Genomic DNA, 25252 nt, shown 5'->3' with positions numbered 1-25252 from the left:
GTCGTGGGACAGGGCTCGGGCTCAGGCCTCGGGGGTGGTGCCCATGGCGTGGCCGCGGATCCAGTAGGCCTGGTGCTGGATGCTGCGCCGGCTGATACCGGAGGCGATCAGGTGGCGTCGTACCGCCTTGGTGGCGCTGCTCTCCAAGGCGATGAACACCCAGTCCAGGGCCAGGTCCCCGGTGTCTGCCCACAGGGTGCGGTCGACGGCGGCCAGCAGCTTCTCCTCGGAAACCTCGGGATTCACCCGGATGAGCCGATGGTCGCGTGCGGCCAGGGGCAGGAAGCCGGTCTCGGGCGCCAGCATGACGACGGTGGCCAGGCTGCTCGGCGGGGCGGCGGCGACGGCGTCGGCGAGTGCTGGCGCGGAGGCCTGGTCGCCCACCAGCAGCATCTTGTCACCGGGGGAGGGAAAGCGGTAGCTGGTGCCGCCCATGACCTGGACGGACACGGTGGCTCCCGGCTTGACCCGCTTCGACCAGCGCGACGCCGGACCGCTGGGCTCATGGTGCAGGACCAGGATGATGGCGGTGGCCTGCTCGCGGTTGATGCGGGTGATGGTGTAGGCGCGCTGGTGCTGGCGGCCGCCCTGCGGGATCCACATGCGCACCCAGGCGGTGGGCGGCAGCATGGCGGCACCGGTGCCCAGCAGGCTCGGACAGTGAACAGTCAGTTCCGTGTAGGGCGCCAGCTCGCGCACCCCGGTCACCGTGAGCTTGTGCTCCGGTGCCCGCAGCGCCTTGAGCACTGTGCCTTGGAATCCCCTCCCACCACGTGCCATCTGCGTGTCCGCCTCCCGGTCGTCTGATCTCGTGCTCAGGCGAACCATAACCGGAATGGTTGAAGGCTTGCTTAGGACCTGCTGCTGAGAACACAGGAGAAAATGCCGAAAGAAATCCGGTAGTGGGCGGGGATGGTCGGGGTAGTGCCCGGCGGGCCCGGGCGGCCGCGGTGGCCCGGGCGGTCGGGAGCGGGGCGTCGTCGAGCTGCCTGCGCCGGCCAGGGCCTGCCTCGCCGCCTCAGGCCATTGGGTCCCAGCTGGGCAGCATGACGGGCTCGGTCTTCAGGGCGGCGCGGACCTCCTCGGGCAGGCGGCTCGCACGCACGACGACCTCGAAGACGTACTCGTCGAACCAGGAGTCGCTCATCGTGTGGAAGCCCTTGTCCCCGAACTTGTCGCCCCAGGAGTTCTCCACCCGCCAGCGCCGCGGGACGCCGTCGACCAGGTCGACGCCGGTCAGGCACATGGCGTGCGTGAGCGCCGACTCGCGCGCCACCAGCCGCTCGGCCTTCGTCATCGACAGGTCCACCCCGTACAGGCCCTCGTAGTCGTGCAGGGCGGCGTCCCAGATCCCGGCCTTCTTGTCCCGCTGCTTGGCGACGTCGCAGGCGAACCACACCGGCTCGCCGTCCTGGATCGCGGCGATCGCGGCGGCCTTGAGCACCTCCAGCTCGGCGGTGACGTGATCCTGGACCGGTTCGCCCACCATGACGTCGCTGCGGCCCATGCCGTAGCGCGTGTTGACCGCGATCTCGGGGCGCGGGTCGTGGGCCACGACCACGAACTCCTCCACCCCGGTGACGTAGCGCTGCGCGAACTGTCGCGGCGTGAGCGTCCCGACCCGGTGAAACTCCTTGTTCTTATCGCGGTACTGCCACACGAACTCCTCGGGCGGGGTCCCCAGGTGGATGCACAGCATCCGGTGAACCTGCTCCAGGGCCGCTACCCGCAGCGGCTCAGGGTCGACGCCGTCGGCCACCGCGGCCCGCAGCCGCAGGGCCGTGCGCCGCAGCAGCGTGGCCAGGTGCTCGTTCATCGCCTCGGAGTTGCGGGCCGAGACGGTGTCCGGCATGGCGTAGGCCGGCACGATCCCGTACTTGGCCACCAGACGCGCGAACTCCGGCCACCAGCCGCCGTCGGGAATGGGGGAGTACAGGGAGTCGACGACCTCGCGGTCATCCAGGGGGCGGTCCGCCTCGGCGATGACGCGGGTGAGGAAGGCGTTGGCCTTCTCCAGCTTGTCGTAGAAGAAGGGGAAGGCCTGGCTCAGCTCCAGGGAGTCGAGCTCGAGCTCCTTGAGCATGGAGGCGCGCAGCACGTTGAGGCCGGCGAAGGCCCAGCAGCGCCCCGACTGCTTCTGGTCGGTGATCGAGGCGTCCGGGACGAGGTCGGACACGGAGGTGTCGATGGAGGTCACCGCGGTCCGGTCCAGGGAGACCTGCTCCACGTCCGTGGTGGCGACGGCGTTGCCGGCCAGGCGGGCGGCGGGGTCGGCGAGGAAGGCGGCATTGCGCTGGGCGACCCAGGAGGTGTCGATTGTCATGGGCAGAGGATAGATCGGGCGGAGCGCTCGCGTCCCCACCGGGCCGCTGGGTGCCGTCGCTGAACCGCCTGCCGGGTGACCCGGCGTCGGTAGGATCCAGTCATGACGCAGCCCCGCCAGCAGCACTCCGATCCGCAGTCCGACGCCGCTCACTCCGCCTCCCGCTGGGAGGAGCGCTACGCCTCGGTCGAGCAGCTCTGGTCGGGTCGCCCCAACGACTGGCTGCCGGAGCTCGCCACCGACTGGAGCCCCGGGACCGCCCTGGAGATCGGCTGCGGCGAGGGCGCCGACGTCCTGTGGCTGGCCGAGCGCGGCTGGCAGGTGGTCGGGCTGGACCTGTCCGCCACCGCCATCGGGCGTCTGACCGGGCAGGCCGAGCGGCTCGGGGTCGCCTCGCGCGTGACCGGCCGCGTGCACGACGCCGGAGACGGCCTGCCGGCCGGCCCCTTCGACCTGGTGACGAGCTTCTACGTCCACGGTGGGCACGAGCCGGGTTCCCTGGACCTCGTGGCCCTCCTGTCCGACGCCGCAGCCCGCGTCGCCCCCGGCGGGCACCTGCTCACCGCGGTGCACGCCGTCAACCCGCCCTGGCACACCCACCACGCCCGCACCTACACGGCCGCCGAGCTCCTTGAGGGCCTGGCCGAGGCGACGGACGGCTGGGAGGTCGTTGTCGGCGAGGAGCGGGACCGGCAGGCCACGGGGCCCGACGGCCAGGAGGGGCACCGGGCCGACGCCGTCGTGTGCCTGCGCAGGCCGCCGGCCTCGGTTTGATGGACAAGTCGTGGGAAAGGCCCTGAAGAAGTGCCGGAATATTCTGGGTAAACGCCGGAGTGTGGTGCAGGCTACGTGAAAACGGCGGAATGGCGCCTATTTCTCAGCGTGTTCATAGGGGAATTCGGGGGGTCCGCTCAGGATCGATGGGTTACATAGTTACTGCCGCCGGACGGAACCGGTCACGAGGGTTGGGGAGCCCGATGACTGGCAGGTCTCCGAGTCTGGAACGGGTCTTAGGGAGCCCGGACCGGACGTTCTGGTGAAGGAGGTCCTGCCTCCCCGGCCTTATGGGAAGCCGGGTAGCAGGAGGACCTCGCGAGGATTGGGCCCGCGGTCCGGGAGACCGGACCGCGGGCCGAGTCCTTTATTGAGAGGATGCGCTTCTGAGGCCTGGCCTCCGGTCAAGGCGGCCAGCCCCTCTCCGTCTCCCGGCGCGAGGACGTGCGGTTCACCGGGGGCCACAGGTGCCGGAGTGCAGGGCTGATCCACAGGGCTGCAAGCCAGCGCTGCGGCCGCCTCCGGGCCGCCCTACCGTCGAGTCATGTCTTTCTCACTGTCACGCTCCAGGGCGGACTACGACGCCGCCGTCACCCAGTTCCCCACGTCGGTCCCCACCAGCTGGGTGGGGGCGGATTCCACCGCCTGCCAGACGGCGCTCACGAACGCCTCCGGGCTCCTGACCGCGCTGGCGACGCGCTATGACACGGCCGCCTCCAAGGTCGGTGTCGTCGAGTCTCGAAACTCATCGACTGGAACGAGCTCATCATGAGCCCGGTTGCCATGGACGGCGACAGTCCGTACCCCGCCTGGAAGCAGAACCCCCACGCGACGGAGTCGCCGGCCTCCAAGGCGGCGCCCCCGAAGCCCAAGACTTCCCCAGCCCCGTACGCCGGGCCGGCTCCGGAGGACAGTGGCCACGCCTGGACCATCTGGGACGGTGGCCCCGCGGTGGTGGTGTCGGGCGGAACCGTCTCTGTGAACACGAGTGACCTCGACTCCCTGGCCAGCAGCCTCACCTCGGCGGCCGGATCCCTGGATGATGCGCGAGCACTCATTGCCAACGCAGTCACTGAAGTGAATATGGCGCCGTCTTCTTCTCCTCCTCCTCGGTATTACGGACTTGATCCGTACAGCTATTTCAATCCGGGTGGAACATGGAAGGATGTGAATGGTCAGTGCGTTCCTATTGCGGAAAGTGAGAAGACCTCCGATATGTATCATCTTGGTGGCCATCGTCTTAATGTGGATTATGGAAACCGTCCGAATCTGCTTGATTTTGATCTGGAAAAGTTGGAAGCGTTTCAGGCCCTGGATGCGTTGACTACCGGGCCGGGGTCGCTCGAGGCCGTCGCCGGTACGCTGCGCGGCATTGCCTCCGACGTCACCGCCTGCTCCCAGGCCCACACCCTGGCCGACGGGAAGGCCGCTCCCGTCAATGGTCTTGTGGGGCCCGTGGACGTGCGGGCCTTCGACTCCGGTTTGCTCAAGATGGCGCTGGGGTCCGTCGCAGCCGCCGCTCAGTTCCCAACGATCGCAGCTCTGCTGGCTTCCTCACCGGCAACGAGCTGGCTGCTCTATGAGCTGGTGGGGGATAACGAGGACGGGCAGGCCGCCGTCGAGGTCCTCCAGCTCCTGCTCAGTGACCCGACCACCGAGCAGTGGGTCAAGGAGGACCTCGTCAGGATCGTTCTGCTGACGAGCTGGCTCAAGAACGCCAAGACCGGGCGGGAGGCCGCCACGGTCCAGGCCTACCTCCAGCAGGTCTCCCAGCGCCTCGACCCCTGGGCGAAGCAGCGCCTGCCCGGGCAGGTCGCCGTCGGGACACAGGCCGTCGACACCAAGAGCCTCACGCCCATGCAACGCGTCGCCATGGTCCTGGGCGCGAACGCCGCCGCGATAGGGGCCGGGGTCTACGGAACCCAGAGCGGCGTCACGGTCACCCCCGTCGGCGGCACCGGATCCACCGTGCTGCCACCCGCCGCCAAGGACCCCTTCGGGCTCGCCAGCGCCGTGAATCCCGGTATGACCGGCAAGGGCAAGGAGGCCAAGTCCCCGCAGAGCATCTCCGAGACCATCACCCACTGCCAGGAGGTGCAGTCCTCGAAGAACTCCCTGGGGCAGGGCTACGAGGAGGCCGGGGTCATCTCCATCCAGCGGGTCGAGCATGCCGATGGCCGAGTCTCCTGGGTCGTCTATGTTCCCGGCACCACCGACTGGACCTCCGGCGACGGCGAGCCGCAGGACCTGCTCACCAACCTCGAGGCCGTGGGTGGCACGCCCACTGCCATGGAGAGCGGCGTCGTCACCGCCATGCGCCAGGCCGGTATCCAACCGGGGGAGGAGGTCGCCCTCTACGGCCACTCCCAGGGCGGGATCACGGTCTCCAACATCGCCGCCGACTCCGCGATCCAGGAGCGTTACAACATCACCACGGTCCTCACCGCCGGCTCGCCCACCGCGGGAGCCGACATCCCCGACGACGTCCACGCCCTGCACCTGGAGAACACCGGCGACGCCGTCCCCGGGCTCGACGCCGCCCCCACACCCACCGGCCCCCACCGGCAGGTCGCCATGCTCGACACCCACCAAATGAGCACGAACGGCTACCCGCACGCCTCCTCCGCCTACGCCCAGGCCGCTGAGGGGCTGGAGGACAAGGCGCCCGAGCTGGCCGACTGGAACAAGTCCTTCTCACACGCCTCGGGCGCTGGCGAGAAGGGGACGACCACCACCGAGTACACCTTCGCGATCCAGCGCAACACCGACCCCAACGGGATCTACAAGGGCGGCACCACCTACCGAGGCGCGGTGCCCTCGGCGCAACCCTCCTACCCCCGCCCCACCCCGAGCCCTCAGTCGACGGGCCAGCACTAGGAGTATGAGGTCATGACGGTGGTGAAGCGTGCTGGGACGCGGGTGCCGGCCTGCTCCGCGAAGCACTGGGAGCCGCCAGGTGACGCTGGGCGACGCCGGCCGGTATCAACTGAGCCGTCCGGCGCACCTCCGGCGTCGTCTACCTCAGTCCTCGCGACGCACGAGCATCGCGGCGATGATCGAGGAGATCACCGAGATGATGATCGAGCCGGCCACCGCCGAGCCGAAGGAGGCGACCGCCAGCCCCAGCGGCACCGAGCCGCCGGCGCCCAGTGCCGCGATGTGGTCGGTGAGCCAGCCCGTCAGCGAGAGCATGGCGCCGTTGACCACCAGGGCGAACAGCCCGAAGGTGATGATGTAGAGCGGGAAGGTCAGGAACTTCGCCACCGGCTTGATGAGCGAGTTCACCAGCGCCAGCACCAGGCCCAGGACCAGCAGGTTGAGCCACATGTGGGAGGTGCCCACACCCTCGGGCACACTCAGCCCGGACAGCAGGCGCGTGGCCAGCCACAGGCCGGCCGCGTTTCCGACGGTTCGTGCCACGATCTCCATGGGCCCATTGTGCCCGGGCAACCTGTGCCGGTGCCAAGATGGGGGCATGAATCCTGCAGCGACCCCAGTGCCCGGCGTGCCCAGGCCCGCGTCCTCCGCCGCGGGCTCGCCGGACGCCCCCTCGACGACGGTGCGCATCCGCCCCGACGTCGCCGCCCTGCCCGCCTACGTGCCCGGGGCCCGCCCTGACGAGGACGCCGCGGCGCAGATCGCGAAGCTCTCCTCCAACGAGCTGCCCTACCCGCCGCAGGACGCGGTCGTCGAGGCCATCACTCGCGCCGCCACCGGGGTCAACCGTTACCCGGAGATGACCGGGGAGAGCCTCACGCAGGCCCTCGCCTGCCGCTGGGGCGTGGAGGCCGAGCAGGTCGTCGTCGGCAACGGCTCGGTCGCCCTCATCCAGCACCTGCTCGACGCCGTCTGCGAGCCCGGCGACGAGGTCGTCATCCCCTGGCGGTCCTTCGAGGCCTACCCTATCTGTGTGGCCGTCGCCGGGGCCCGTGCCGTGCGCGTCCCGCTGACCCCCGACGCCCGCCATGACGTGCCCGCCATGTTGGCGGCCATCACCCCCCGCACCCGCGTGGTCATGGCCTGCACCCCCAACAACCCCACCGGGACGATCCTGACCGCTGAGGAGCTGGCCGAGCTCGTGGCCGGGGTGCCGAGCGACGTCGTCGTCCTCATCGACGAGGCCTACCTCGACTTCGTCACCGACCCGCGGGCCGGCGACGCCCTCACCCTCCTGGACGGGGCCCCCAACCTCGTGGTCTCACGGACCTTCTCCAAGGCCCACGCCCTGGCCGGGATGCGTGTGGGCTACCTCGTGTGCGAGCCCGGCCTGGCCGCCGCCATCCGCTCGGTGACCACACCCTTCGGGGTCAACCTGCCCGCGCAGGCAGCCGCCACCGCGGCCCTGGGCCAGGGCGAGCTGGCCCGCACCGCCGAGCGCTCGGCCGCCGTCGCCGCCGAGCGGGACCGGGTCGTGGAGGCCCTACGCACCCAGGGCTGGCAGGTCCCCGAGGCTCAGGGCAACTTCTTCTGGCTCGGCGCGGGGCAGCAGACGACGACGCTGGCCGAGCACTTCCGCGCCGCCGGCATCCTCGTGCGGCCCTTCGCCGGCGAGGGCGTGCGGGTCTCGGTGGGGACGACGTCGGACAACGAGAGGGTCCTGGCCGCCGCGGCCGCCTGGCGCGCCGAGCACTGAGCCCCGCCGGAGCGGGTGCCGCCGACTGGGCGGGGCGGGTCACGGCGTCGTCGCAGGCCTGGTCACACCGAGATGGTCACCAGGAAGGCTACGCACATGAAGACCTCGACGATGCCCATCGTCCCCGGGCGCAGCGGGCGGTGGCGCGCACGCACCAGCTGCCACTGCCACAGCGGCATGACCAGCGACCGCACCGTCAGCACCACCCACAGGACGGCGTGCCCCCACGGCAGCATCCCCGACGACGCCAGCCACCACGTCACCACCGCCACCACCGCGTGTGCCGCCACCGTGCCGGCCAGCAGCGTGTAGTTGAAGCGCTCGCGGATCATCGACTTGATGTAGGGGACCGTCCCGCCGAAGTAGGCGGCCGTTAGCGCCGTGACTAGCCACATCCAGGACCAGCCCGTCAGGGCGCCGCTGGGGGAGGCACCCGGAAGGGGGGAGCTCGGTGTCCCCAGACCCAGGAAGCCGCCGTCGCCGCGCACCGCCAGGCTGTAGGTGACGGCCGCCATGAGGGAGGCGGCCGTCGTCGTCGACAGTCCCGAGAGCAGTGAGCGCTCGTGACCGCGCCACACCTGGTGCAGCGCGATGGCGAACAGCGGCGCCAGGGGCACCGCCCACTGGATGAGGTAGGGCGCCACCAGCAGAGTGATGAGGGCCAGGGAGGCCGTCCAGCCGGTGTAGACCAGGAGCGGCAGCATGATGAGGGCGCGCTTGCGGGCCGAGCGGGTGCGCAGCCACTGCGACCAGGACCAGTAGGTGAGGTAGCCGCCCCACCAGGCGGGAAGGAACAGGAGGTTCACCCAGCTGAAACCGCCCACGACCCAGCCGACGATCGGCGGCAGCACCAGCATCGACCAGGCCCCGTGCTGGTTGGGGACCCAGGCCTTGCGGCCGGGCTGACGGCGGATCTGCTCCTGGGTGGGGGGCTTGGGGCGCTCGGTCTGCCGGGGCTTGCCGGTGGCCAGCATGATGTCGTCCTGCGGGCCGGGGCGGGACTGCTGAGAGGGGGCTCGGCGCGGCGCCGTGGTGCCGGAGGACGCCGTGGAGGCTCCCTGCGGAGTCAGGGCCTGGTTGGTCGACGTGGCCTCCGGGCTCGTCGGGGAGCCGGCAGGTGCGGAGGATGCGAAAGGTGCGGGGGAGTCCGCCGATCCGGCGGCCGGCGTCGGGCGCGGGGGATCGGTGTGCGCGGAGGGGTGCTCGACGTGGTGCTTGGATGGCCTCGACGGGCGTGACTGGCTCACGCCCTCACCCTAATCGCTCGCCCCCGGCACTGGCTGGGGACATCCGGCGCGTGCGGGGACATTCCCTTCTGGCCGGGGGCATCCTGCGCACCCGGGGACACTTTCTTCCGGCCGGGGGCATCTTGCGCGTTGGGGGACGGGATTGCTGTCCCCGACGGCGTCGAATGCCCCCGGCCGCAGCGAGACGCCCCCGGCCGCGCGGAATGTCCCCGTGGGCAGGGCGGTGCCCGGCTCGGCGGCGTCTTACCAGCGCACCCCGGTGGGGTGGATGCCGTGACGGGCGAGCTCGCGCAGCATGGCGGGGGCGTCGGTTGGCCAGGCGTCCTCCCAGGTCCAGCGGGCGACGTCGTAGCCGGCGCGGGTCAGGGCGAGCTCGCGGCGGCGCTCGTTGAGGACGGTGTCCTCGGCGTCCTTGCCGAAGCTGTTCTTGCGGTACTTGATGCGGCCGTCGAACTCGCCGACCACCTTGGTGCGGGGCCACAGGAAGTCGAGGCGGTAGGTGTGGTCGTTGATGTGGACCTCGTGCTGGAGGTCGGGGCGGGGCAGGGTGGCCTGCCACATGCGCACGCGGGAGAGGGACTCGCCGGGGGACTCGGAGCGGGTGTCGGTCAGGTGGACGGCGGTGCGGGCGCTGCGGATGCCGCGGGCGCCGGCGGCCAGGTGGTCGACGGCGTCGTTCAGCTCGGCACGGGTGCACAGGTGGGAGGCCAGGGCGGCGTCCATGGCGCAGACGCCCTGGGTGAGCCCGCCCCACCGGGCCAGGTCAACGACCGTGTCGGCGACGGACGAGGCGTGGGTGCCGGATGCGTTGAGCAGGTCGCTCAGGCCGGGGCGGCGATGGCGTTGAAGCAGCGCCGTGCGCGCCCGGGCCTCGCTGAGGCGGAGGCACTGCACTCGGCCGGGGAGGCGGCCCACCAGGGGCAGCCCGAGCCACACGGCCGCAGATGGGCCGAGCAGGACGACGTCGCCGCGGGTCTTGGCCATCGCGGCCCGGATGAGGGTCATGTGCCTCAGGTCCGGCCTGGCCTCCGCCCACTCCTGGGAGGGCACGTAGGTCCCCGGGGCGATGCGGGTGAGTCCCGGGCCCGCGAACAGACGGGATGCCCCGGTCATGACCGGGTCGGAGGTGAGGAGCAGCGGTAGCGATGGTGCTGGGGTGAGACTGTGCGCGGGGCTTGTGCGTTCGAGGACGGTGATACTCATGCCTCCCATCGTGGGGCGATGCGCGGGAGGAGGCGCCCGACGTCGTCAGCCCTGTGGAAGGGGCTTGCACCCGGCGACCTGTGGCACCCGGCGAGTCGCCATCTGCGGGGACTTTCCGCGCGTGTGGGGACACTGCGGTGGTGGGCGGGCGGTGGGGTCAGGTGGTGGTTGTGCGGTGACGGCGGTGGTGGCCGGGGACATCCGGCGCGCCCGGGGACGTTCCACTCCAGCCGGGGGCGTCTCACGCGTTCGGGGACATTTTCTTCCGGCCGGGGGCATCCTGCGCGCCCGGGGACAGGATTGCTGTCCCCGACGGCGTCGAATGGCCCCGTCTGGAACGAGACGCCCCCGGCCGCGTGGAATGTCCCCGTGGGGTAGTGCGGGGTAAGACGGCACCGCTCGGGTGAAGCTCCGAATGCTGCGGGATGCTCAGACCAGGGTGAGCCGCATCTGGTGCCAGGGCACGCCGCCGTGGTGGGAGGCGGACAGGCCCTCGTCGACAAAACCCAGGCGCGCGTAGAAGCCCACGAGGTCGTCGAGGCAGGTGAGCACCAGGCCCTGGCGGCCGTGGACACGCGTCGTCTCAATGACGGTGCGCAGCAGTCGGGTGGCTAGCCCCTGACCCTGGGCGGCGGGAGCCGTGGCGACGCCGAGGATCATCTGCCAGGACCCATCGGGGTCGTGCATCGTGGGGGCCTCGTACATCTCGTCGCTCAGGTCGCGCTCGTGGGTGCACGGTCCGTTGACCAGCGTCAGCAGCATGCCGCCCTCGTCCTCGATGAGCCAGAAGTGGTCGGCGTAGGTAGCCATCCGCTCGGCGATCGCGGCCGGACTGGCCGCATACTCGGGCGGGAAGCAGATGGCCTCCAGGGCAGCGGCCATGGCCGCGTCCTGCGCCTGCTCCGCCCGGGCCGTCCGAGCAGTGCGAATATGGAGGACGGGGGAGTCGGTGGTACCCATGGCCATATTTTCACCAGTCGGTAGGCTGACGTCGAGCATTCACCAGTGTCCCCGCGCGTCCCGCCCCCGCGCCCGGGGACATCTTGCGCGCCCGGGGACACTTTCGTTGGGCCGGGGGCATCTTGCGCGTTGGGGGACGGGATTGCTGTCCCCGACGGCGTCGAACGCCCCCGTCCGGGGCGGCGCGCACCCGGCCGCGTGAAATGTCCCCGTGGGCAGGGCGGGTGGGGTCGGTGGGGTCAGGTGGTGGATGCACCGCTCGTGGGAGACAGGGAGAAAGGCAGGCAGACGCCGAGCCGGGCACGTCCCGCGTAGCCCCACAGAAATTCTGTTGGGGGCCGCGAGACGTGCCCGGCTCGGTGGGGTAGGGGCTGTGCCTGCGCCGTCAGCCGCCCAGGGCGGCGGCGACCACCTTCTTGGCCTCCTCCTGCACCTGGGCCAGGTGGTCGGCGCCCTTGAAGGACTCGGCGTAGATCTTGTAGACGTCCTCCGTGCCCGAGGGGCGTGCGGCGAACCAGGCGTCCTCGGTGGTGACCTTGAGCCCGCCGATGGGGGCCCCGTTGCCGGGCGCGTCGACCAGCCGGGCGGTGATCTCCTCGCCGGCCAGCTCGGTGGCGGTCACGTCCTCGGCGGCCAGGGCGGCGAGCTTGGCCTTCTCCTCCTTGGAGGCGGCGGCGTCGATGCGGGCGTAGGCGCTGGCGCCGAAGCGTTCCACCTGCTCCTCGTGCAGCTGGGAGGGGGACTTGCCGGTGACGGCGATGATCTCGCTGGCCAGGAGAGCCAGGATGATGCCGTCCTTGTCCGTGGTCCACACGGTGCCGTCCTTGCGCAGGAAGGACGCCCCCGCGCTCTCCTCGCCGCCGAAGCCGATCGAGCCGTCGAGCAGACCGGGCACGAAGTGCTTGAAGCCCACCGGCACCTCGATGAGGGTGCGCCCGATCGCGGCCGCCACCCGGTCGATGAGGCTGGAGGAGACCAGCGTCTTGCCGACGGCGGCGTCGGCGGGCCAGCCGGGCCGGTGGGTGAAGAGGTACTCGATGGCCACGGCCAGGAAGTGGTTGGGGTTCATCAGCCCGCCGTCCGGGGTGACGATGCCGTGGCGGTCGGAGTCGGCGTCGTTCCCGGTGGCGACGTCGTAGGGGGTTTTGCCCTCGGCGTCGGGCGTCATCTTCTCCCGTAGCGAGGCCATGGCGTTGGGGGAGGAGCAGTCCATGCGGATCTTGCCGTCCCAGTCCAGGGTCATGAAGTGCCAGGCCGGGTCCACCTCAGGGTTGACCACCGTGAGCTCCAGGCCGTAGCGCTCACCGATCGCGCCCCAGTAGTCCACCGAGGCGCCGCCCAGCGGGTCGGCCCCGATGCGCACGCCGGCCTTGCGGATCGCCTCGAGGTCGATGACGCTCTCCAGGTCGTTGACGTAGGTCTCCAGGTAGTCGTGCTTGATGATGTGGGGGCCGTCGAGGGCCTCAGCGACCGGGACCCGCGGGACGTCCTGCCACCCGGAGGCGAGCAGCTCGTTGGCACGGTTGGCGATCCACGTGGTGGCCTCCGAGCCGGCCGGGCCGCCGGTGGGCGGGTTGTACTTGAAGCCGCCGTCGCGCGGCGGGTTGTGGGAGGGGGTCACCACGATGCCGTCGGCCAGGCCGGGCCCGCTCGTGCGCACCCCCGCCTCCGTCCCGGCGCCGTTGGCCAGGAGGATGGAGTGCGAGACGGCCGGGGTGGGCGTGTAGGCGCCACGGGCGTCGACGGCGGTGGTCACCCCGGCGCCGGCGAGCACCTCGACGGCGGTGCGCCAGGCGGGCTCGGACAGGGCGTGCGTGTCGCGGCCCAGGTAGAGGGTGCCATCGGTGCCCTGGGAGCGGCGGTACTCCACGATGGCGGCGGTCGTGGCCACGATGTGGGCCTCGTTGAAGGCGGTGTCCAGAGAGGAGCCGCGGTGCCCGGAGGTACCGAAGACGACCTTCTGGGCCGGGACGGCGGGGTCGGGGACGAGGTCGTAGTAGGCGGAGACGACCTCATCGACGTCGATGAGATCTTCGGGCTGTGCTGGCTGTCCTGCGCGTGCGTGCATGGGCACAGTGTGTCACGTGCCACTGGTCGGATCAGCCCGTTTCGCTGTGCGAAACACTGGCCGTTCCGAGGCTGGGACGTGGTGGCCGGCGAGCTCGGGATGGCGCCCGACGACGGCGTTGTGGGAGGGCTCGCCGTGAGGGTCATCGTGGAAGTGCCGTAGGTCCCGGGCGGTGGGGCGGGCGCGGCCAGTCGGAGCCATGCCTGCTGTCCGTGCCCCGGCCGGCGGTTTGGAGGTGGTGGGTTGGAGGCGGATGGCCAGCGGCGGGCACGAGGCCCGATACCCGAGGCCCGGAGCTCCCCTACACCGGCAGCCACTCCAGGATGTCGAGGTTCGCACGGTCCGCCAGCCACAGCTCGGCCCGCCTGACCCGGTTGCCCATGATGAGCAGCGAGCCGCGCACGGCGTGCGGCACGTTCCTGAACAGCATGTAGGTGTCCCCACCGGCGTCGACCCCGATACGGTCCTGACCCAGCAGGTGCAGGCGCGTCACCGGGCGGGTCGGGTCGGCGGACAGCGCCTGCCACGCCTCGGCCGGTATCCCCTGCGGCAGGAGGCCCGCCATGTCACTGGCGTACTCGCCGGGCTCCTGACCCACCGACGCGATGACGACGTCGAGGTGATGGTCCTCGGAGAGCACGGGCAGCCGGTCCGTCTGATCGGTGTCCACGCACAGCCGGGTCCACCCCATGGCGCCCCGGGCCTGCTCCTGCTCCGAGACGCTGATCCAGTGCAGTGAGCCGGTGGCCGATCCGTGGTCGGTGACGGCGCGCATGTCGCGCTTGATGACCCGGTAGGAGGCGTTGCGCATGAGGTTGGGGAGGCGGCGACCGTGGACGTGGGTGAGCTCGGCGACATCGAGCTCGGGCGCACCCGGTGGCGCAGATGGTCTCGGGGGCGAAGCCGTGGCTCTTGAGCTGCTTGCGCTCGCGGCCTCCCAGTCGAAGCCCGGTGCGAATGAAGTCGGCGCCCATGAGGAGGCTCCCGGCGCTGCGCGTGTGAGGGCGGGCGGCGAAGGCAGTGGCGAGGGTCCGGGCGAAGGGGGTGCCCGTGAGCCGTGGCCCGGCGTCGGTGTCGACCGGGGTGGGGGCCTTCGGCGCCAGGTGTGACAGGCCCGGAAGCCGGTCGACGCCGAGGCGCTGGGAGGTCTGGGCGGCCGTGCGGGTAGCCGCTCGGCCCGTGTCGGCCGCTGCCCGGGACATCGTGTCGGCGGCCTTGGCGGCACCGGAGGCGGCCTGTTCGGCGAGGCCTCGGGCATGGGCGGTCAGGGCATCGCGCGAGGGGATACCGGGCAGCTTCATGGCGGTCCTTCATACGTGGGAGCAACTGGGAGGCGTCGGCTTGGATGGTCGGCTGCCTCCGAGGTTAAGAAGCAGGTGGTGCGCAGGACATGGGTACTCTGGCCCGGGCGTCGGCGCCACTGCGCTGCCACCCGGGCCGCCGCTCCGCCCGCCGGGGACGCGGCCGAATCCCAGCGTCCACCAGGAACGAGGAACCCATGACCGTCAGCCGTATCGCCACGACCAACGCCCCCGCCGCCGTCGGCCCCTACTCCCAGGGCGTCTCCACCGGTCAGGGGGCTGGCTCGCTCGTCTTCGTCTCCGGGCAGGTGCCGCTCGACCCGGCCACCGGCGCGCTCGTCGAGGGAGACATCCAGGCCCAGGCCGAGCAGGTCCTCAAGAACGTGGGCGCCATCCTGGCCGAGGCCGGCCTCGGCTACGACGACGTCGTCAAGACCACGGTCCTGCTCGCCGACATCTCCGACTTCGCCGCCGTCAACGAGGTCTACGCCCGCTACTTCACCGGCGAGACCCTCCCGGCCCGGGCCGCCTTCGGGGTGGCCGCCCTGCCGCTGGGGGCCGGTGTCGAGATCGAGGCCATCGCCGCCCGGTCCTGAGCCGGTCCGATCGAGAGGCGTCACCGAAGCCACGCCGACGCGTGCCAGACCGGCGCCGGTCCTACAGGTGCGAGCCGGGGCCGGGTGCATCCGATGGGATGCCGCCCCACCGGAACGGGGTGTCTGACCCTGCCGGTGGGGCGATCCGTTCACTACAACTAGGCTCTTTCCCGGTTCCACGTCCACGGGGTGTCCTCTCGTCGAGGGCGCCCCGTGTTGCTCTCCCCATGGCAGACGGCGTGACCGCGGGTAAGGATGAGGCACGGCCGGCGGCCGCAGAGTCATCAGCCGGCCAGGACCCACGTCGAGGTTTCATGAGAGGAAGACGATGCCGCCCACGCGCCTTCCTCTCGTCATCCGCGTCGGAGGGATCCGCTCGCTGCTGTCCTTCTGCGTCATCATGACGGCGGGCCTGGCGGGCGCGCTCTCACCGGTCGCCGTAGCGGTGTGGGCGCCCTCGCTCGCCGCCCTCACGCTCCTGCCGGCCCTGCTGGGCGCCGGCGGCGTCGGCTACTACCTGTGGCGCGGTCTGTCCGCACGGCGGATGTTCGAGCAGGCGCTGCGGTACTACGCGCAGGTCACCGACGACTACGAGGTCACCGAGCTCCATGCCCGTCTCATCCCTGAAGGCGAGACCCGCGGCGCCTACGTCATGGCCCACTACCACTGGTTCCGCGACGAGTACGAGAGCCTGACCCGCTCCTGGCAGGACCTCGGCAGCCCCCGGGGCGCCCAGTGGTTCGAACCGGGAGTGCTCCAGCGGGTCCGTGACATCAAGCGGCGCTCGGCCGCGCTGGAGTCGACCGACGACATCATCGCCAGCAACGCCGCGTTCCTGAGCCTGTCCTCCAACTGGGAGAGGCTCTGGCGCCAGGAGCAGCAACCGGTTCTTCATGAGCTCGACCTGCTCCTGAGCCAGTGCCAGTGGATCGACTCCTACGCGTTCACTCCCCGCGGCACGGTGGAGGTGCGCGAGCTGGTGCGGGCACACCACCAGCGCCTCAGCGAGATGACTGCGGAGCTGTCGGCCGGCTTGCTGCAGCCCTCGGCGGCGCTTGACGAGCTTGCCTGGATGGCGGCCGATGCTCGCCGGGCGGGGCATGGCCTGACGCTCAGTGCGGCCGGTGCGGAGCCTGCCCTCAGCGCTCTCGGCTCTCTCGACGTCGGAGCCTCCGCCCGTCCGGGTACCCACGCCCTGCTGGACGTCGTCGGACCCGGAAGGAACGCCGGTTACTGGAACCCGGTCAGCCCTGGTGGCGAGGGGGGAGCCGTCGTGCCTGTCGGCTACGCCGGGCCGCCACGGTTCCTGAATGCCGGTGCGGGATATTTCGGGGACGGGACCTTCCCGGGATGCTGATGTCGGCACGCCTTACAGGCCAGGCTCACGTCAGAGGAAGGAAGTTCTGATGAAGCACATGAAACAGTCCGGCATCGTCGGACTCGGTGGAATCTGGTCGGTGACGGCCTTCGTCGCCAATGTGGTGGTGAGCCTGGCCCTCATCGCCGTGCTGCCGATCATGGTCATCTGGCCCTTCGGGGAGGTCCATCACCCCAGCGTGGAGGTCCACGACGAGGCCGGGGTGCTCCAGAGCGAGCCACTGGCCAAGGAGATCCGGGCGATGGGCTTCCGTCAGGACGTCCACGTCGCCGTGCTCACAGTCCCGGGCTGGGACGTCGACAACCTTAACGACTCGGTGCTGGAGTACGCCCGCTCGCACCAGGGCGACACCGACGTCCCGTGGATCTCGACGTCGAACCCCAACTACTGGAGTGACGGCCTGGTGATCCTGGCGGTCGCCCCGGAGGCGCGCAAGGTCGGCTGCTACTTCGGTGAGGATGTCGCGGTCCCCTTGGAGCAGCAGGCCGCCATCCAGAACGCCGCCAAGGAACAGTACCGCCGGGCCGACTGGTACGGGGGCACCGTCTCCATGGCGGCCAAGACCGCCGACGTCATCGGTCGGCCCGGAGGCGGTGATGTGGGCACGACCTACGTCCTGCCCGGAATCTCGGCACTTGTGGGCCTCGTCTGGCTCTCGTGGTATCTGTGGCGCGGTTTCGCGGCGCGACGCCGGGCGCGCGAGGCGCTGCGCCACTACTCGCAGGTCACTCACGACCACGAGACCACCGAGCTCCTGGCCGGCACGATTCCCGAGGATGAGCCTCACGGTGCCCAGGTCATGGCCCGCTACCGGTGGTTCCGTCAGGAGTATGAGAAGGTCACCCGCTCCTGGCAGGACTTCGGCAACCCCTACCGCACCCAGTGGTTCGGCATGTCGGTGCTGAGGCGGGCCACCGAGCTGGAGAAGCGTTCCGAGCTCCTGGACTCGCTCGACGACGTCATCGCCAACACTGCCACCTTCCTGAGTCTGTCGCCCGGCTGGGACCGCGTCTGGAGCAACGAGCAGGGGCCGGTCCTGGAGGACCTGCAGTCGCTGCGGAGACTGTGCCACGAGGTCGACAGCGCCGTCGTCGCCGAGAACGGTTCGATCGCTGAGCGCTCCAAGGAGGAGCGGGAATGGGTCCGCTCCCGTAAGCAGCGCTTGGATGACATGACCGCCGGGCTGGAGGACGGTTCGCTCCAGCCCTCGGCTGCGCTGGACGAGCTCGACGAGATCGCCAGTGAGACGAGGACGAAGGCCTCCCGGCTCGCACGCGAGGCCATTGACGCCGACACCTCCAGCTACGCCGACGAGCGCCGTCGTCGCTACGACGACTCGGTCTCGTCCACGGATGCCGCTTACGCCGGCTACTGGTATCTGGGTGGGGGGCACGGCAGCTACAACCCGCACTCGACGATCCGCCTCAACCCCTCGTCTCCGGCCATCTCTGCTATCGGCTCATCCGGCTCGTCCAGCTCGGGCGTCGGCGCCGGCGGGTCCTTCAGCTCCTTCACCCCGGTCTCCGACCTGGTGGTGGGATACAGCTCGGCCTCCTCCTACACGCCGTCGAGCAGCTCCGGCTCCGGGTCCAGCTTCTCGGGAAGCAGCTTCTCCGGCGGCTACAGCGGTGGTGGCGGGTTCTCCGGGTCCGGCTCCTCCTCGAGCTTCTGAGCCGGTGCGGGCGGGCCCGCGTCGGTGCTGTCTCTGCCCGCCTCCGGGGCGGCCCCGTCCCCGCTAGGATCGGCACTGAAAACGTCCAGTCAGTAGGGAGCTAGTAGGGAAGTGGGGCTCGGATGGAGCAGCTGGGGCAGAACCCCGCCACACGCTCGGGTGGAGGCCGTTCAGTGGTGGCCTTCACCGCCGTCATGGTCCTGGGTCTGACTCTGGTCCTCTCGCCGCTGATCGTGTGGCTCTGGCCATCGAAGAAGGAGGCGGTGGTCGCCTACCGGCCCACGGTCGAGGTCCAGGACGAGGCCGGCGTGCTTGACAGCGCAGCGCTGAGCGCCACGCTCAAGAATCTGGAGTTCCGCAAGCAGGTCCACCTGGCCGTCCTGACGGTGCCGGGTGAGGACATCGACAACCTCGACGACGCCGTGCTGGAGTATGCCCGTTCGCATGCGAGCGACACTGATGTCCCGTGGGTCTCGACGTCGAACCCCAAGTACTGGAGTGACGGCCTGGTGATCCTGGCGGTCGCCCCCGACTCGCGCAAGGTGGGCTGCTACTTCGGTGAGGACGTCAAGGTGATGAGCAGCCAGGAGGGCACCATCCAGGACGCCGCTAAGTCCCAGTTCCGGGAGAAGGACTGGGACGGGGGGCTGGTCTCCATGGGGAAGAAGTCCACGAAGTACGTCGGTAAGCCTCGCAGCGACCTGAGAGCCTTCTTCCTGCAGGTGTCCTTCCCAGTCGCCGGAATCGGTGCCGCCGGTATCGGTGTCTACCTGTGGCGAGGACTCACGGCCCGCCGTCGGGCCGGCGAGGCGCAGCGCCACTACACGCAGGTCGCCCATGACTACCGGGCCACTGAACGGCACGCCCAGCGCATCCCCGCCGAGGAACCCCACGGGGCGCAGGTTATGGCCCGCTACCGTTGGTTCCGCGACGAGTACGAGAACCTGACCCGGTCATGGCAGGACTTCGGCAGCCCCCGGGGCACCCAGTGGTTCGGACTCTCCATGCTCCGCAGGGCGACCGACTTGCGACGACGATCGGCTGCGCTCGACACGCTCGACGACGTCGTCGCCAACACCGCAACCTTCCTCAACCAAGACCGTGGCTGGGAGCAGGCCTGGTACAACGAGCAGGGCCCGGTCCTGGAGGACCTCCAGGCGCTGCTCACCCTGTGCCAGAAGATCGACTCCTCCGGCAGGCTGCCGGTCAACACGATGGGTACGCGGGAGAAGGTTCGCTGGTTTCATGAGCGTCTCGGCCGCATGACGATGGACCTCTCGGCGGGCAGGCTCCAGCCGTCTCAGGCTCTCGATGAGCTCGACCTGATCGCCGACGCCACCCACAGGGAGGCTGACGGCCTGGCATGTTACGCCATCGACGTCGATACCTCGCGGTACGCCGACGAGCGCCGTCGCCGTTTCAACAGCTACCGCGGCTCCGGTCGGTACGCCGCCTACAGCGGTGCCTGGTCCCTGGGCGGCGGCTACGGCAAGTACGACCCCCATGCCACGATCCGCGTCAACTCGGCGTCGCCGGCGATCGCCGGCCTCACTGGCTTCGACAACGCGGTCTTCCGTTCCTTCGTCCCGGTCTCGTCCCTGGTGATGGGCTACAGTGCGGCGTCAACCTTCACCCCGGGCGGCGGATCCTCGGGAGGGGGTGGCTTCTCCGGGGGTGGCGGCGGATTCTCCGGGGCGGGCTCCTCCTCGAGCTTCTGAGCCGGGATCGTGCTCGTTCCCGGTCCTCGACGAGGAAATACGTGCATGTGGATGAGATTGGACAATTGATGCTGTTAACCTCAAACCGCTAAGAGTGGAGACGGGACAGCCTTCGAGGTCGGCTCGGTTATTAACAAGGAATGTCACATGAAGCAATCTGCGATCATCCGCCTTGGTGGTCTTCGAGCGGTCGCAATGTTCGTGATGAATATTGCCGGGGCGTTGATCGCGATCCTGCTTCTGCCGGTGGTGCTCCTCCACCCCTCCGCATCTGGGCATCGTCCCGATGTGGTTGTCCGCGATGAGGCCGGTATCTATCACGAGCAGACTCTTCGCCGCGGCCTGGAGGAGCAGCACTACGATCGCGAGCTTCGTATCGTGGTGCTCTCGGTCCCCGGAGCCGGTATCGGCAACATTGACGAGGAGACCGTCAAGTACGCAGCCGACGGCACACAAGGTTCGTCGTGGTTCAAGGGCTCCGACGTCGGTAGTCCGGCGAATGGAACGATCCTCTTCGTCGTGGCGCCCGAGTCTCATTGGGTGCGTTGCTACGCGGCGAAGGACTTGCGGCTGTCTGCCGACAAGCGTGAGGCGATCGAGAACGCGGCGGGAAGCCACTACGCCCAGGACGATTGGGATGGCGGAGCCGTGGCGATGGGGCGGCAGCTGGCGACATACATCGGTTCAGACAGTGGGAACGGCACGATGATGTGGGTGGTCGGTGCGGTCCTCGCCTTCATGGCGGGAAGTGGATGGCTCGCCTTCTACATATGGCGGGGCGTCACCGCCCGGCGCCTTGGCAGGGCTGCTCACAAGAAGATGATGCAGGTCGTCTACGACTATGATCTCACCGAGCTCAAGGCGGAAACTCTTCCGGCGCAGTCCTCTCGGAGTCGTGACGTCGGTTCGGACTACAGGAGATTCCTAGCGGAGTACGACGTCGTCAGTAGGGCGTGGAAGGACTTCGGGGAGCCGCGCGGTGCTCAATGGTTCGGTCGTGGTGTGCGTGCTCAGGCCGCTCGTCTCGCCGAGAGGACAGCCAGTTTGGTCGAACTCGACGCTGCTGTGAACGCCGGCGCCGTGACTCGGGTGGACACGATCCAGAATCCTGGGGGTACTACTCTGTGAAGAAGCCGCCAACAGTCTCTGAGCTCGGTGGGTTACGAGCGATCTTCGGGTATGTGGGTAATCTCCTCATTGGTGTGGCACTTGTGGTCGCACCATTCATTATCAACGGCGGACAATCACCCTTCTATCCCGCAAAACAATTTCATCCGACAGTGGAGATCCATGACGAGGCCGGAATTCTTCAGCGGGACTACGTCAAGTCGGAGCTTGAGAAGCTCACCTTCCGGCAGCCGACCCATGTGGTGGTCGTGAACCTACCCAATTCCAAAGTCGAAAGCCTCCAAGACGAGGTGCGGAACTATGCTCGCACTCATCCCACGGATGTCCCATGGATCTCGTGGGAGGAATCGGGGCGCTGGGCCGATAACGTGATGATCGTCGCCCAAGCGCCGCATACCGACTATGATGATGTACTGGCAGGGCAGGGGAGGAACTTCTTTTACGGACCGAAGCTTGATATTGACTCGGACGGCCAAAGTGAGGTGTGGTACTCGATTCAAGAGTATCTGACCCAGAGTGACCGTGACGAGGATGCGCTCGTGGTCACTGCCGTGGGAACTGCGTCCTCCTATATCGGCTGGCACGTGGGTTTTACCAGGATGTTCAGGGTTGCCGCACTGTTCTTGATCTTCATGGCTGCTGCCAACCTCTGGTTTCGACACTATCTGACGAGAGGAAGGATGGCGCGCTCGGGCATTGAGGAGGCTCGTCAGGCCTACGAGCGGGTGATTGGACGGCGCGCCGACATGAGTGTGTTCACGTCGCTCATTCCTGTTGACGAGCCTTATGGGGTTCAGGTTCTTGCCAGGTACATGGTGCTTCAGAAGCACTATCGTCGACTTGAGCGATCATGGGGTGCGTTGGGGACTCCTGTGGGACTTCAGTGGTACGGACTGAGGGTGGGGAATAAGGCGGCCTATGTCAAAGCCTACTCGATGCAATTGGATGCTGTTCAGCAGGCGGTGATCAACTGTGCCCGACTGTTGTCTCTGACCGAGTTCTGGCGGGACGCGTGGCAGAACGAGTGCGATGCGGTGTTCGCAGATATGCAGGCAGTCAAGCGGTTCGGCGCATCGGGCGGGCGCGCGTATGACTCGAAGCTCACGAGCGCGATGCAGCAGGTGGACTCCCTGCGTTCGTTGGTCGACGGCCTTGAAGGCAGGCTGTCTCAAGGTCAGATAAGGCCTGTGGAGGGGCTCGATGTTCTGGGTCGTGTGGTTTCGGAGCTGAGGCAGATTGCGGAACGCTTTGTCGGTGGGGTGTTTGCTGGAATGCCGAGGGGTGAGAGGAGGAGGTGTCGTCGCCGGTATAAGAAGTACATGAATTCGTGGAGCAGCAGCTCGAGCTCGAAGATCTCCATGTTGCTGGGTGGTGCTCAATTCGGGCGTGACGGGCAAGAGGATCCTGACGCCGAGGGGCTGAAGTTCGCTGGCCGGTGGGGAGGAGTGCCGCGAATGTCAAGTACCGTGCGCATGCTCACGAGGTCACCCGCGGTTGATGAGGTCGCGGTAACGGGTGAGGGGGTGGGCGCACTGTCCGTCAGTTCACCAGTGATGGATGTGTATAACGCCTACCGGTACGCTTTGTTGTACAGGGATCCCTGGTGGAAACGTGAACCCAGCAAGAAGCGGAAGTGGGCAATAAGATGGCCATAGAGCGACCTGTTCCGGAGCGTCGTCGGCGCAGTACCTCCGATGTCATCACGTTCGTTGCGAATATTGCGATATGCGTACTGATGATCTCTGCGCTTCCACTCGCGATTCTTGGGCCTTTTCGGCAGGGTCATGTCCCTACTGTCAATGTTCGCGATGAGGCCGGCATTTTCGACTCCCGGGCTCTTCAGCGTGATCTGCAGAGTCTGAGATTCCGGCAAGACATTCGTTTCGAAGTCGTATCGCTGACGGGTTGGGGTATCAACAACCTGGATGCGGCTACCGCGAACTACGCCGAGAACATCTTCGACTACCGACAGGACTTTCGATCCTCGGGCGGAGGTCGTTGGAAAGAAGGAGTGGTTGTCATCGCGGTGGCCCCTCATGCGCACCAGATGGCCTTCTACCCCGGTGCAGACGTGTCACTGAAGCGATCCGAGCAGGTCGCCATCCAGGACGCGGCGGCATCACGTTTCGCCGCTCAGGACTGGAACGGCGGTGTCGTGGCGATGGGACGTCAAGCCGAGACCTACCTGGGTCCCTACGGCATGACGGTCTCGGGTATCGGCGTTATCGGTGCAGGGGCGCTGTGCGCGGCAGGAGTGGTCAGACTCGTCATCTACTGTCGGCGGGGGCTCAGCGCCCGTCGTCGAGCAAGAACAGCCGCCCGCTCCTACGCACAGGTGACCTACGACTACGACTCAACCGCCCTACGCGTGGGGACGCTTGAGCCCGGCTCGCCGGAGTCTCGTCAGCTCGCACAGCGCTACCAGCGCTTCGAGGCCGAGTATGACGACGTCGTACGCGCCTGGAACAGATTCGGTGAACCTCGAGGTATCGACTGGTTCAGCAAGAGCGTTCAACATGAGGCCCTGGAGCTCGAGCGGCGCTCCGCAGCCCTTGATGACGGCGACGACGTCATCGTGGACACCGTGTCCATGCTGACGATGTCCCCGACCTGGGAGCAGGTCTGGGGCAAGTTGCAGGAACCGGTTCTTGAGCGCCTGATATCAGTCACCCGGATGGTGCGATCCGCAAGCCGCCGCCGGTCCGGGCTCCAGGTCGAGGCTGTCCAGAACTGGGTCGGCCACCAGAATCGGAGGCTGGGAGAGCTGACCAACAGCCTGGATCAAGGCGAGATTTCTCCGGCTGCCGCGCTGGCTGAGCTGGATCGGATCTCTCGCCTCGTCTCCACTGTGGAAACGGCGGTGGCACGACGTCGTGATGCGGTCGCCAATGCTGCTGCCGCGACGTCGACGGCAACCGAGGCGCGGGTGTAGGCGGACCGTCACGCAGCGGGCATGTAGCCGACGATCTCGGTCCCGTGGATGCCGATCATCAGGTGCGAGTCGGTGAGATTGGCCTGAATATGCGCCAACCTCCCCGGAGGGGCGATGACCTGCGACGTGCGGGTGTCGATGACGAGGGACGTTTCATCGTTTGTCGACTGGCTCCACTGGCGGCCGAATGCGAACGGGGCCGCCAGGATGTGTCGGTCATCGGTGAGATGCCAGCCGAGCTGCAGCGTGCCTCGTCCCGGAGTCCGGTCGAGGCTTTCCTCGAGGGGCAGCGTCACGGGGGTGCCGTTGAAAGTGCAGGCGTTGGGGGATGTGCACTCGACGGTGTACGCGGCCCAGGAGAGGTCGCCCGACTCGTAGGCTCGCTGGAACTGCTCCACGGTGGGGGTCCCCGACTCCGACAGGAGCAGCGCCGCATTGCTCCCGGACAGCGGGAACGTCCCCCTCGGCTCTCCTTGAAGGGAGTAGGCCTCAGCGGTCTCGGAGTCCCGCGGGATGTGGATCCACCCGTCCTGCGCGGGGATGTATGTCGATTCCCTCCCCAGCTCCTCGCCCGCCCAGTCGTTGCGAACACTCCCGTCAGCAAGGTTCATGAGACCAGTCCTTGCCGCTTGGCTGTTGTCAGCCGAGGCAGTCGACACCAGGATGCTTCCAGTGGCGTCATCTCCAGCGATTCCTGACGGCTGAGGGTTGGTTTGGGTGTCGTACCTGCGCTCCCAGCGCCGAGTGGGGCGCCCGCCGCTCCAGTCCCAGGCACTGCACCGGTTGGTATTCCAGTAGGAATCGCAGGTGATGATGAGATGAGGGGAGATGATGTACGGCCAGTTGTCTGAGGACCACGGGGCTGTTTCCGTGCGCCCGGTGGCCGGATCGAGAATCTCGTGGTTCAGAACCAAGTGTCCGCCCCACCAAGGGGATCCCCATAGGTTGATACTCTTGTTCGTCAGTTCCCACAGTTTCTTTGGGCCTGCCTTGTCAAGGAGGTAACCGCGCAGGGTGTCCTTCTCTTCGCGGGACTCCACAACGAGGTAGCTCCCGCATCGGTGGATCACCGGGGAGCTCAGAGTCATGGATGGATCGGTTCCGCTGTCGAAGCGCCAGGCCTCACCCCACTGGGTCCCTGGTGCGGGGCTCGTGCTAGTGGAGGTGTCGCATGATGTCGTCTCATTCGCCCCGGCCGAGGCCTGCCAGGTCGAGTACGCCGGCGCCTCCGGTTGAGTGAGTGAGGACGCCATGACCGGCCGCTGCTGAGCCCACGCCTGTGCGAGCGTGAGGAACACAGTGATGACGACGAACACCAG

The 25252-nt window shown here is 68.4% G+C and carries 20 protein-coding genes; 11 read left to right on the top strand and 9 right to left on the bottom strand.

What is annotated here, in order from left to right:
* Nucleotides 1-21 precede the first annotated feature (21 nt).
* Both AB7V09_RS08150 and AB7V09_RS08145 read right to left on the bottom strand, forming a co-directional pair.
* Nucleotides 22-780: a siderophore-interacting protein gene (locus tag AB7V09_RS08150; protein ID WP_419143493.1), complete on the bottom strand. Its 759-nt coding sequence runs from the start codon at nucleotides 778-780 to the stop codon at nucleotides 22-24.
* A gap of 238 nt (nucleotides 781-1018) precedes the next feature.
* On the bottom strand, nucleotides 1019-2323 hold the full coding sequence (locus tag AB7V09_RS08145; protein ID WP_419143441.1) for an aminopeptidase C: 1305 nt from the start codon (nucleotides 2321-2323) through the stop codon (nucleotides 1019-1021).
* 102 nt (nucleotides 2324-2425) lie between these two features.
* Here AB7V09_RS08145 and AB7V09_RS08140 point away from each other — a divergent pair, with 102 nt between their 5' ends.
* The 3 genes from AB7V09_RS08140 to AB7V09_RS08130 all read left to right on the top strand — a co-directional run bounded on the left by AB7V09_RS08140 (nucleotide 2426) and on the right by AB7V09_RS08130 (nucleotide 5974).
* On the top strand, nucleotides 2426-3097 hold the full coding sequence (locus AB7V09_RS08140; RefSeq protein WP_009406687.1) for a class I SAM-dependent methyltransferase: 672 nt from the start codon (nucleotides 2426-2428) through the stop codon (nucleotides 3095-3097).
* Between the two features lie 544 nt (nucleotides 3098-3641).
* Nucleotides 3642-3869, top strand: a complete 228-nt coding sequence (locus AB7V09_RS08135) for a hypothetical protein (RefSeq protein ID WP_419143440.1) — start codon at nucleotides 3642-3644, stop codon at nucleotides 3867-3869.
* The gene (locus AB7V09_RS08130; RefSeq protein ID WP_419143439.1) at nucleotides 3866-5974 is read left to right on the top strand and encodes a hypothetical protein; all 2109 of its coding nucleotides are present in this window, start codon (nucleotides 3866-3868) and stop codon (nucleotides 5972-5974) included. The genes AB7V09_RS08135 and AB7V09_RS08130 overlap by 4 nt, the downstream gene beginning before the upstream one ends.
* Nucleotides 5975-6118: 144 nt before the next feature.
* Here AB7V09_RS08130 and AB7V09_RS08125 read toward each other — a convergent pair whose 3' ends face one another.
* Nucleotides 6119-6526, bottom strand: a complete 408-nt coding sequence (locus AB7V09_RS08125) for a phage holin family protein (protein WP_419143438.1) — start codon at nucleotides 6524-6526, stop codon at nucleotides 6119-6121.
* A 46-nt stretch (nucleotides 6527-6572) separates the two neighbouring features.
* On the opposite strand from AB7V09_RS08125, the gene hisC reads away from it, so the two are divergent.
* Nucleotides 6573-7730: a histidinol-phosphate transaminase gene (gene hisC, locus AB7V09_RS08120; RefSeq protein WP_419143437.1), complete on the top strand. Its 1158-nt coding sequence runs from the start codon at nucleotides 6573-6575 to the stop codon at nucleotides 7728-7730.
* A gap of 62 nt (nucleotides 7731-7792) precedes the next feature.
* Here hisC and AB7V09_RS08115 read toward each other — a convergent pair whose 3' ends face one another.
* From AB7V09_RS08115 to AB7V09_RS08095, 5 genes are all read right to left on the bottom strand, one after another.
* Nucleotides 7793-8977 carry a YwiC-like family protein gene (locus AB7V09_RS08115; protein WP_419143436.1) on the bottom strand — a complete coding sequence of 395 codons (1185 nt, stop codon included), beginning with the start codon at nucleotides 8975-8977 and terminating at the stop codon, nucleotides 7793-7795.
* 243 nt (nucleotides 8978-9220) lie between these two features.
* A complete protein-coding gene (locus AB7V09_RS08110) occupies nucleotides 9221-10180 on the bottom strand; it encodes a hypothetical protein (RefSeq protein ID WP_419143435.1) in 960 nt (319 codons plus the stop codon).
* Between the two features lie 429 nt (nucleotides 10181-10609).
* The gene (locus AB7V09_RS08105; protein ID WP_279012408.1) at nucleotides 10610-11140 is read right to left on the bottom strand and encodes a GNAT family N-acetyltransferase; all 531 of its coding nucleotides are present in this window, start codon (nucleotides 11138-11140) and stop codon (nucleotides 10610-10612) included.
* Between the two features lie 385 nt (nucleotides 11141-11525).
* Entirely contained in the window at nucleotides 11526-13208 is a 1683-nt protein-coding gene (gene pgm / locus AB7V09_RS08100; RefSeq protein ID WP_419143434.1) for a phosphoglucomutase (alpha-D-glucose-1,6-bisphosphate-dependent), read from the bottom strand.
* A 301-nt stretch (nucleotides 13209-13509) separates the two neighbouring features.
* Nucleotides 13510-14019 carry a hypothetical protein gene (locus AB7V09_RS08095; RefSeq protein WP_419143433.1) on the bottom strand — a complete coding sequence of 170 codons (510 nt, stop codon included), beginning with the start codon at nucleotides 14017-14019 and terminating at the stop codon, nucleotides 13510-13512.
* Between the two features lie 687 nt (nucleotides 14020-14706).
* Between AB7V09_RS08095 and AB7V09_RS08090 the strand changes: the two genes are divergently transcribed.
* The 7 genes from AB7V09_RS08090 (at nucleotide 14707) to AB7V09_RS08060 (ending at nucleotide 23933) form a co-directional block, all read left to right on the top strand.
* Entirely contained in the window at nucleotides 14707-15105 is a 399-nt protein-coding gene (locus AB7V09_RS08090) for a RidA family protein (RefSeq protein ID WP_315064423.1), read from the top strand.
* Nucleotides 15106-15433: 328 nt separating this feature from the next.
* Nucleotides 15434-16462 carry a DUF5129 domain-containing protein gene (locus AB7V09_RS08085; protein ID WP_419143432.1) on the top strand — a complete coding sequence of 343 codons (1029 nt, stop codon included), beginning with the start codon at nucleotides 15434-15436 and terminating at the stop codon, nucleotides 16460-16462.
* A 49-nt stretch (nucleotides 16463-16511) separates the two neighbouring features.
* On the top strand, nucleotides 16512-18155 hold the full coding sequence (locus AB7V09_RS08080) for a DUF5129 domain-containing protein (protein WP_419143431.1): 1644 nt from the start codon (nucleotides 16512-16514) through the stop codon (nucleotides 18153-18155).
* Nucleotides 18156-18277: 122 nt separating this feature from the next.
* Nucleotides 18278-19873 (top strand): DUF5129 domain-containing protein, encoded by a 1596-nt coding sequence (locus AB7V09_RS08075; RefSeq protein WP_419143430.1) that lies wholly within the window; start codon nucleotides 18278-18280, stop codon nucleotides 19871-19873.
* Between the two features lie 147 nt (nucleotides 19874-20020).
* Entirely contained in the window at nucleotides 20021-21001 is a 981-nt protein-coding gene (locus AB7V09_RS08070; RefSeq protein WP_419143429.1) for a DUF5129 domain-containing protein, read from the top strand.
* Nucleotides 20998-22656, top strand: a complete 1659-nt coding sequence (locus AB7V09_RS08065) for a DUF5129 domain-containing protein (protein WP_419143428.1) — start codon at nucleotides 20998-21000, stop codon at nucleotides 22654-22656. The genes AB7V09_RS08070 and AB7V09_RS08065 overlap by 4 nt, the downstream gene beginning before the upstream one ends.
* Nucleotides 22635-23933 (top strand): DUF5129 domain-containing protein, encoded by a 1299-nt coding sequence (locus AB7V09_RS08060; RefSeq protein WP_419143427.1) that lies wholly within the window; start codon nucleotides 22635-22637, stop codon nucleotides 23931-23933. Before AB7V09_RS08065 ends, AB7V09_RS08060 begins: the two co-directional genes overlap by 22 nt.
* Before the next feature lie 8 nt (nucleotides 23934-23941).
* Here AB7V09_RS08060 and AB7V09_RS08055 read toward each other — a convergent pair whose 3' ends face one another.
* Nucleotides 23942-25249: a serine/arginine repetitive matrix protein 1 gene (locus tag AB7V09_RS08055; RefSeq protein ID WP_419143426.1), complete on the bottom strand. Its 1308-nt coding sequence runs from the start codon at nucleotides 25247-25249 to the stop codon at nucleotides 23942-23944.
* Between the last annotated feature and the right edge of the window lie 3 nt (nucleotides 25250-25252).

It is taken from the genome of Actinomyces sp. SKVG-SVH-4(1) (assembly GCF_048514265.1).
GTDB lineage: Bacteria > Actinomycetota > Actinomycetes > Actinomycetales > Actinomycetaceae > Actinomyces > Actinomyces oris.
Note: the sequence above shows the minus strand (reverse complement) of the source record. Positions and strands in the feature narration are given on the sequence as shown.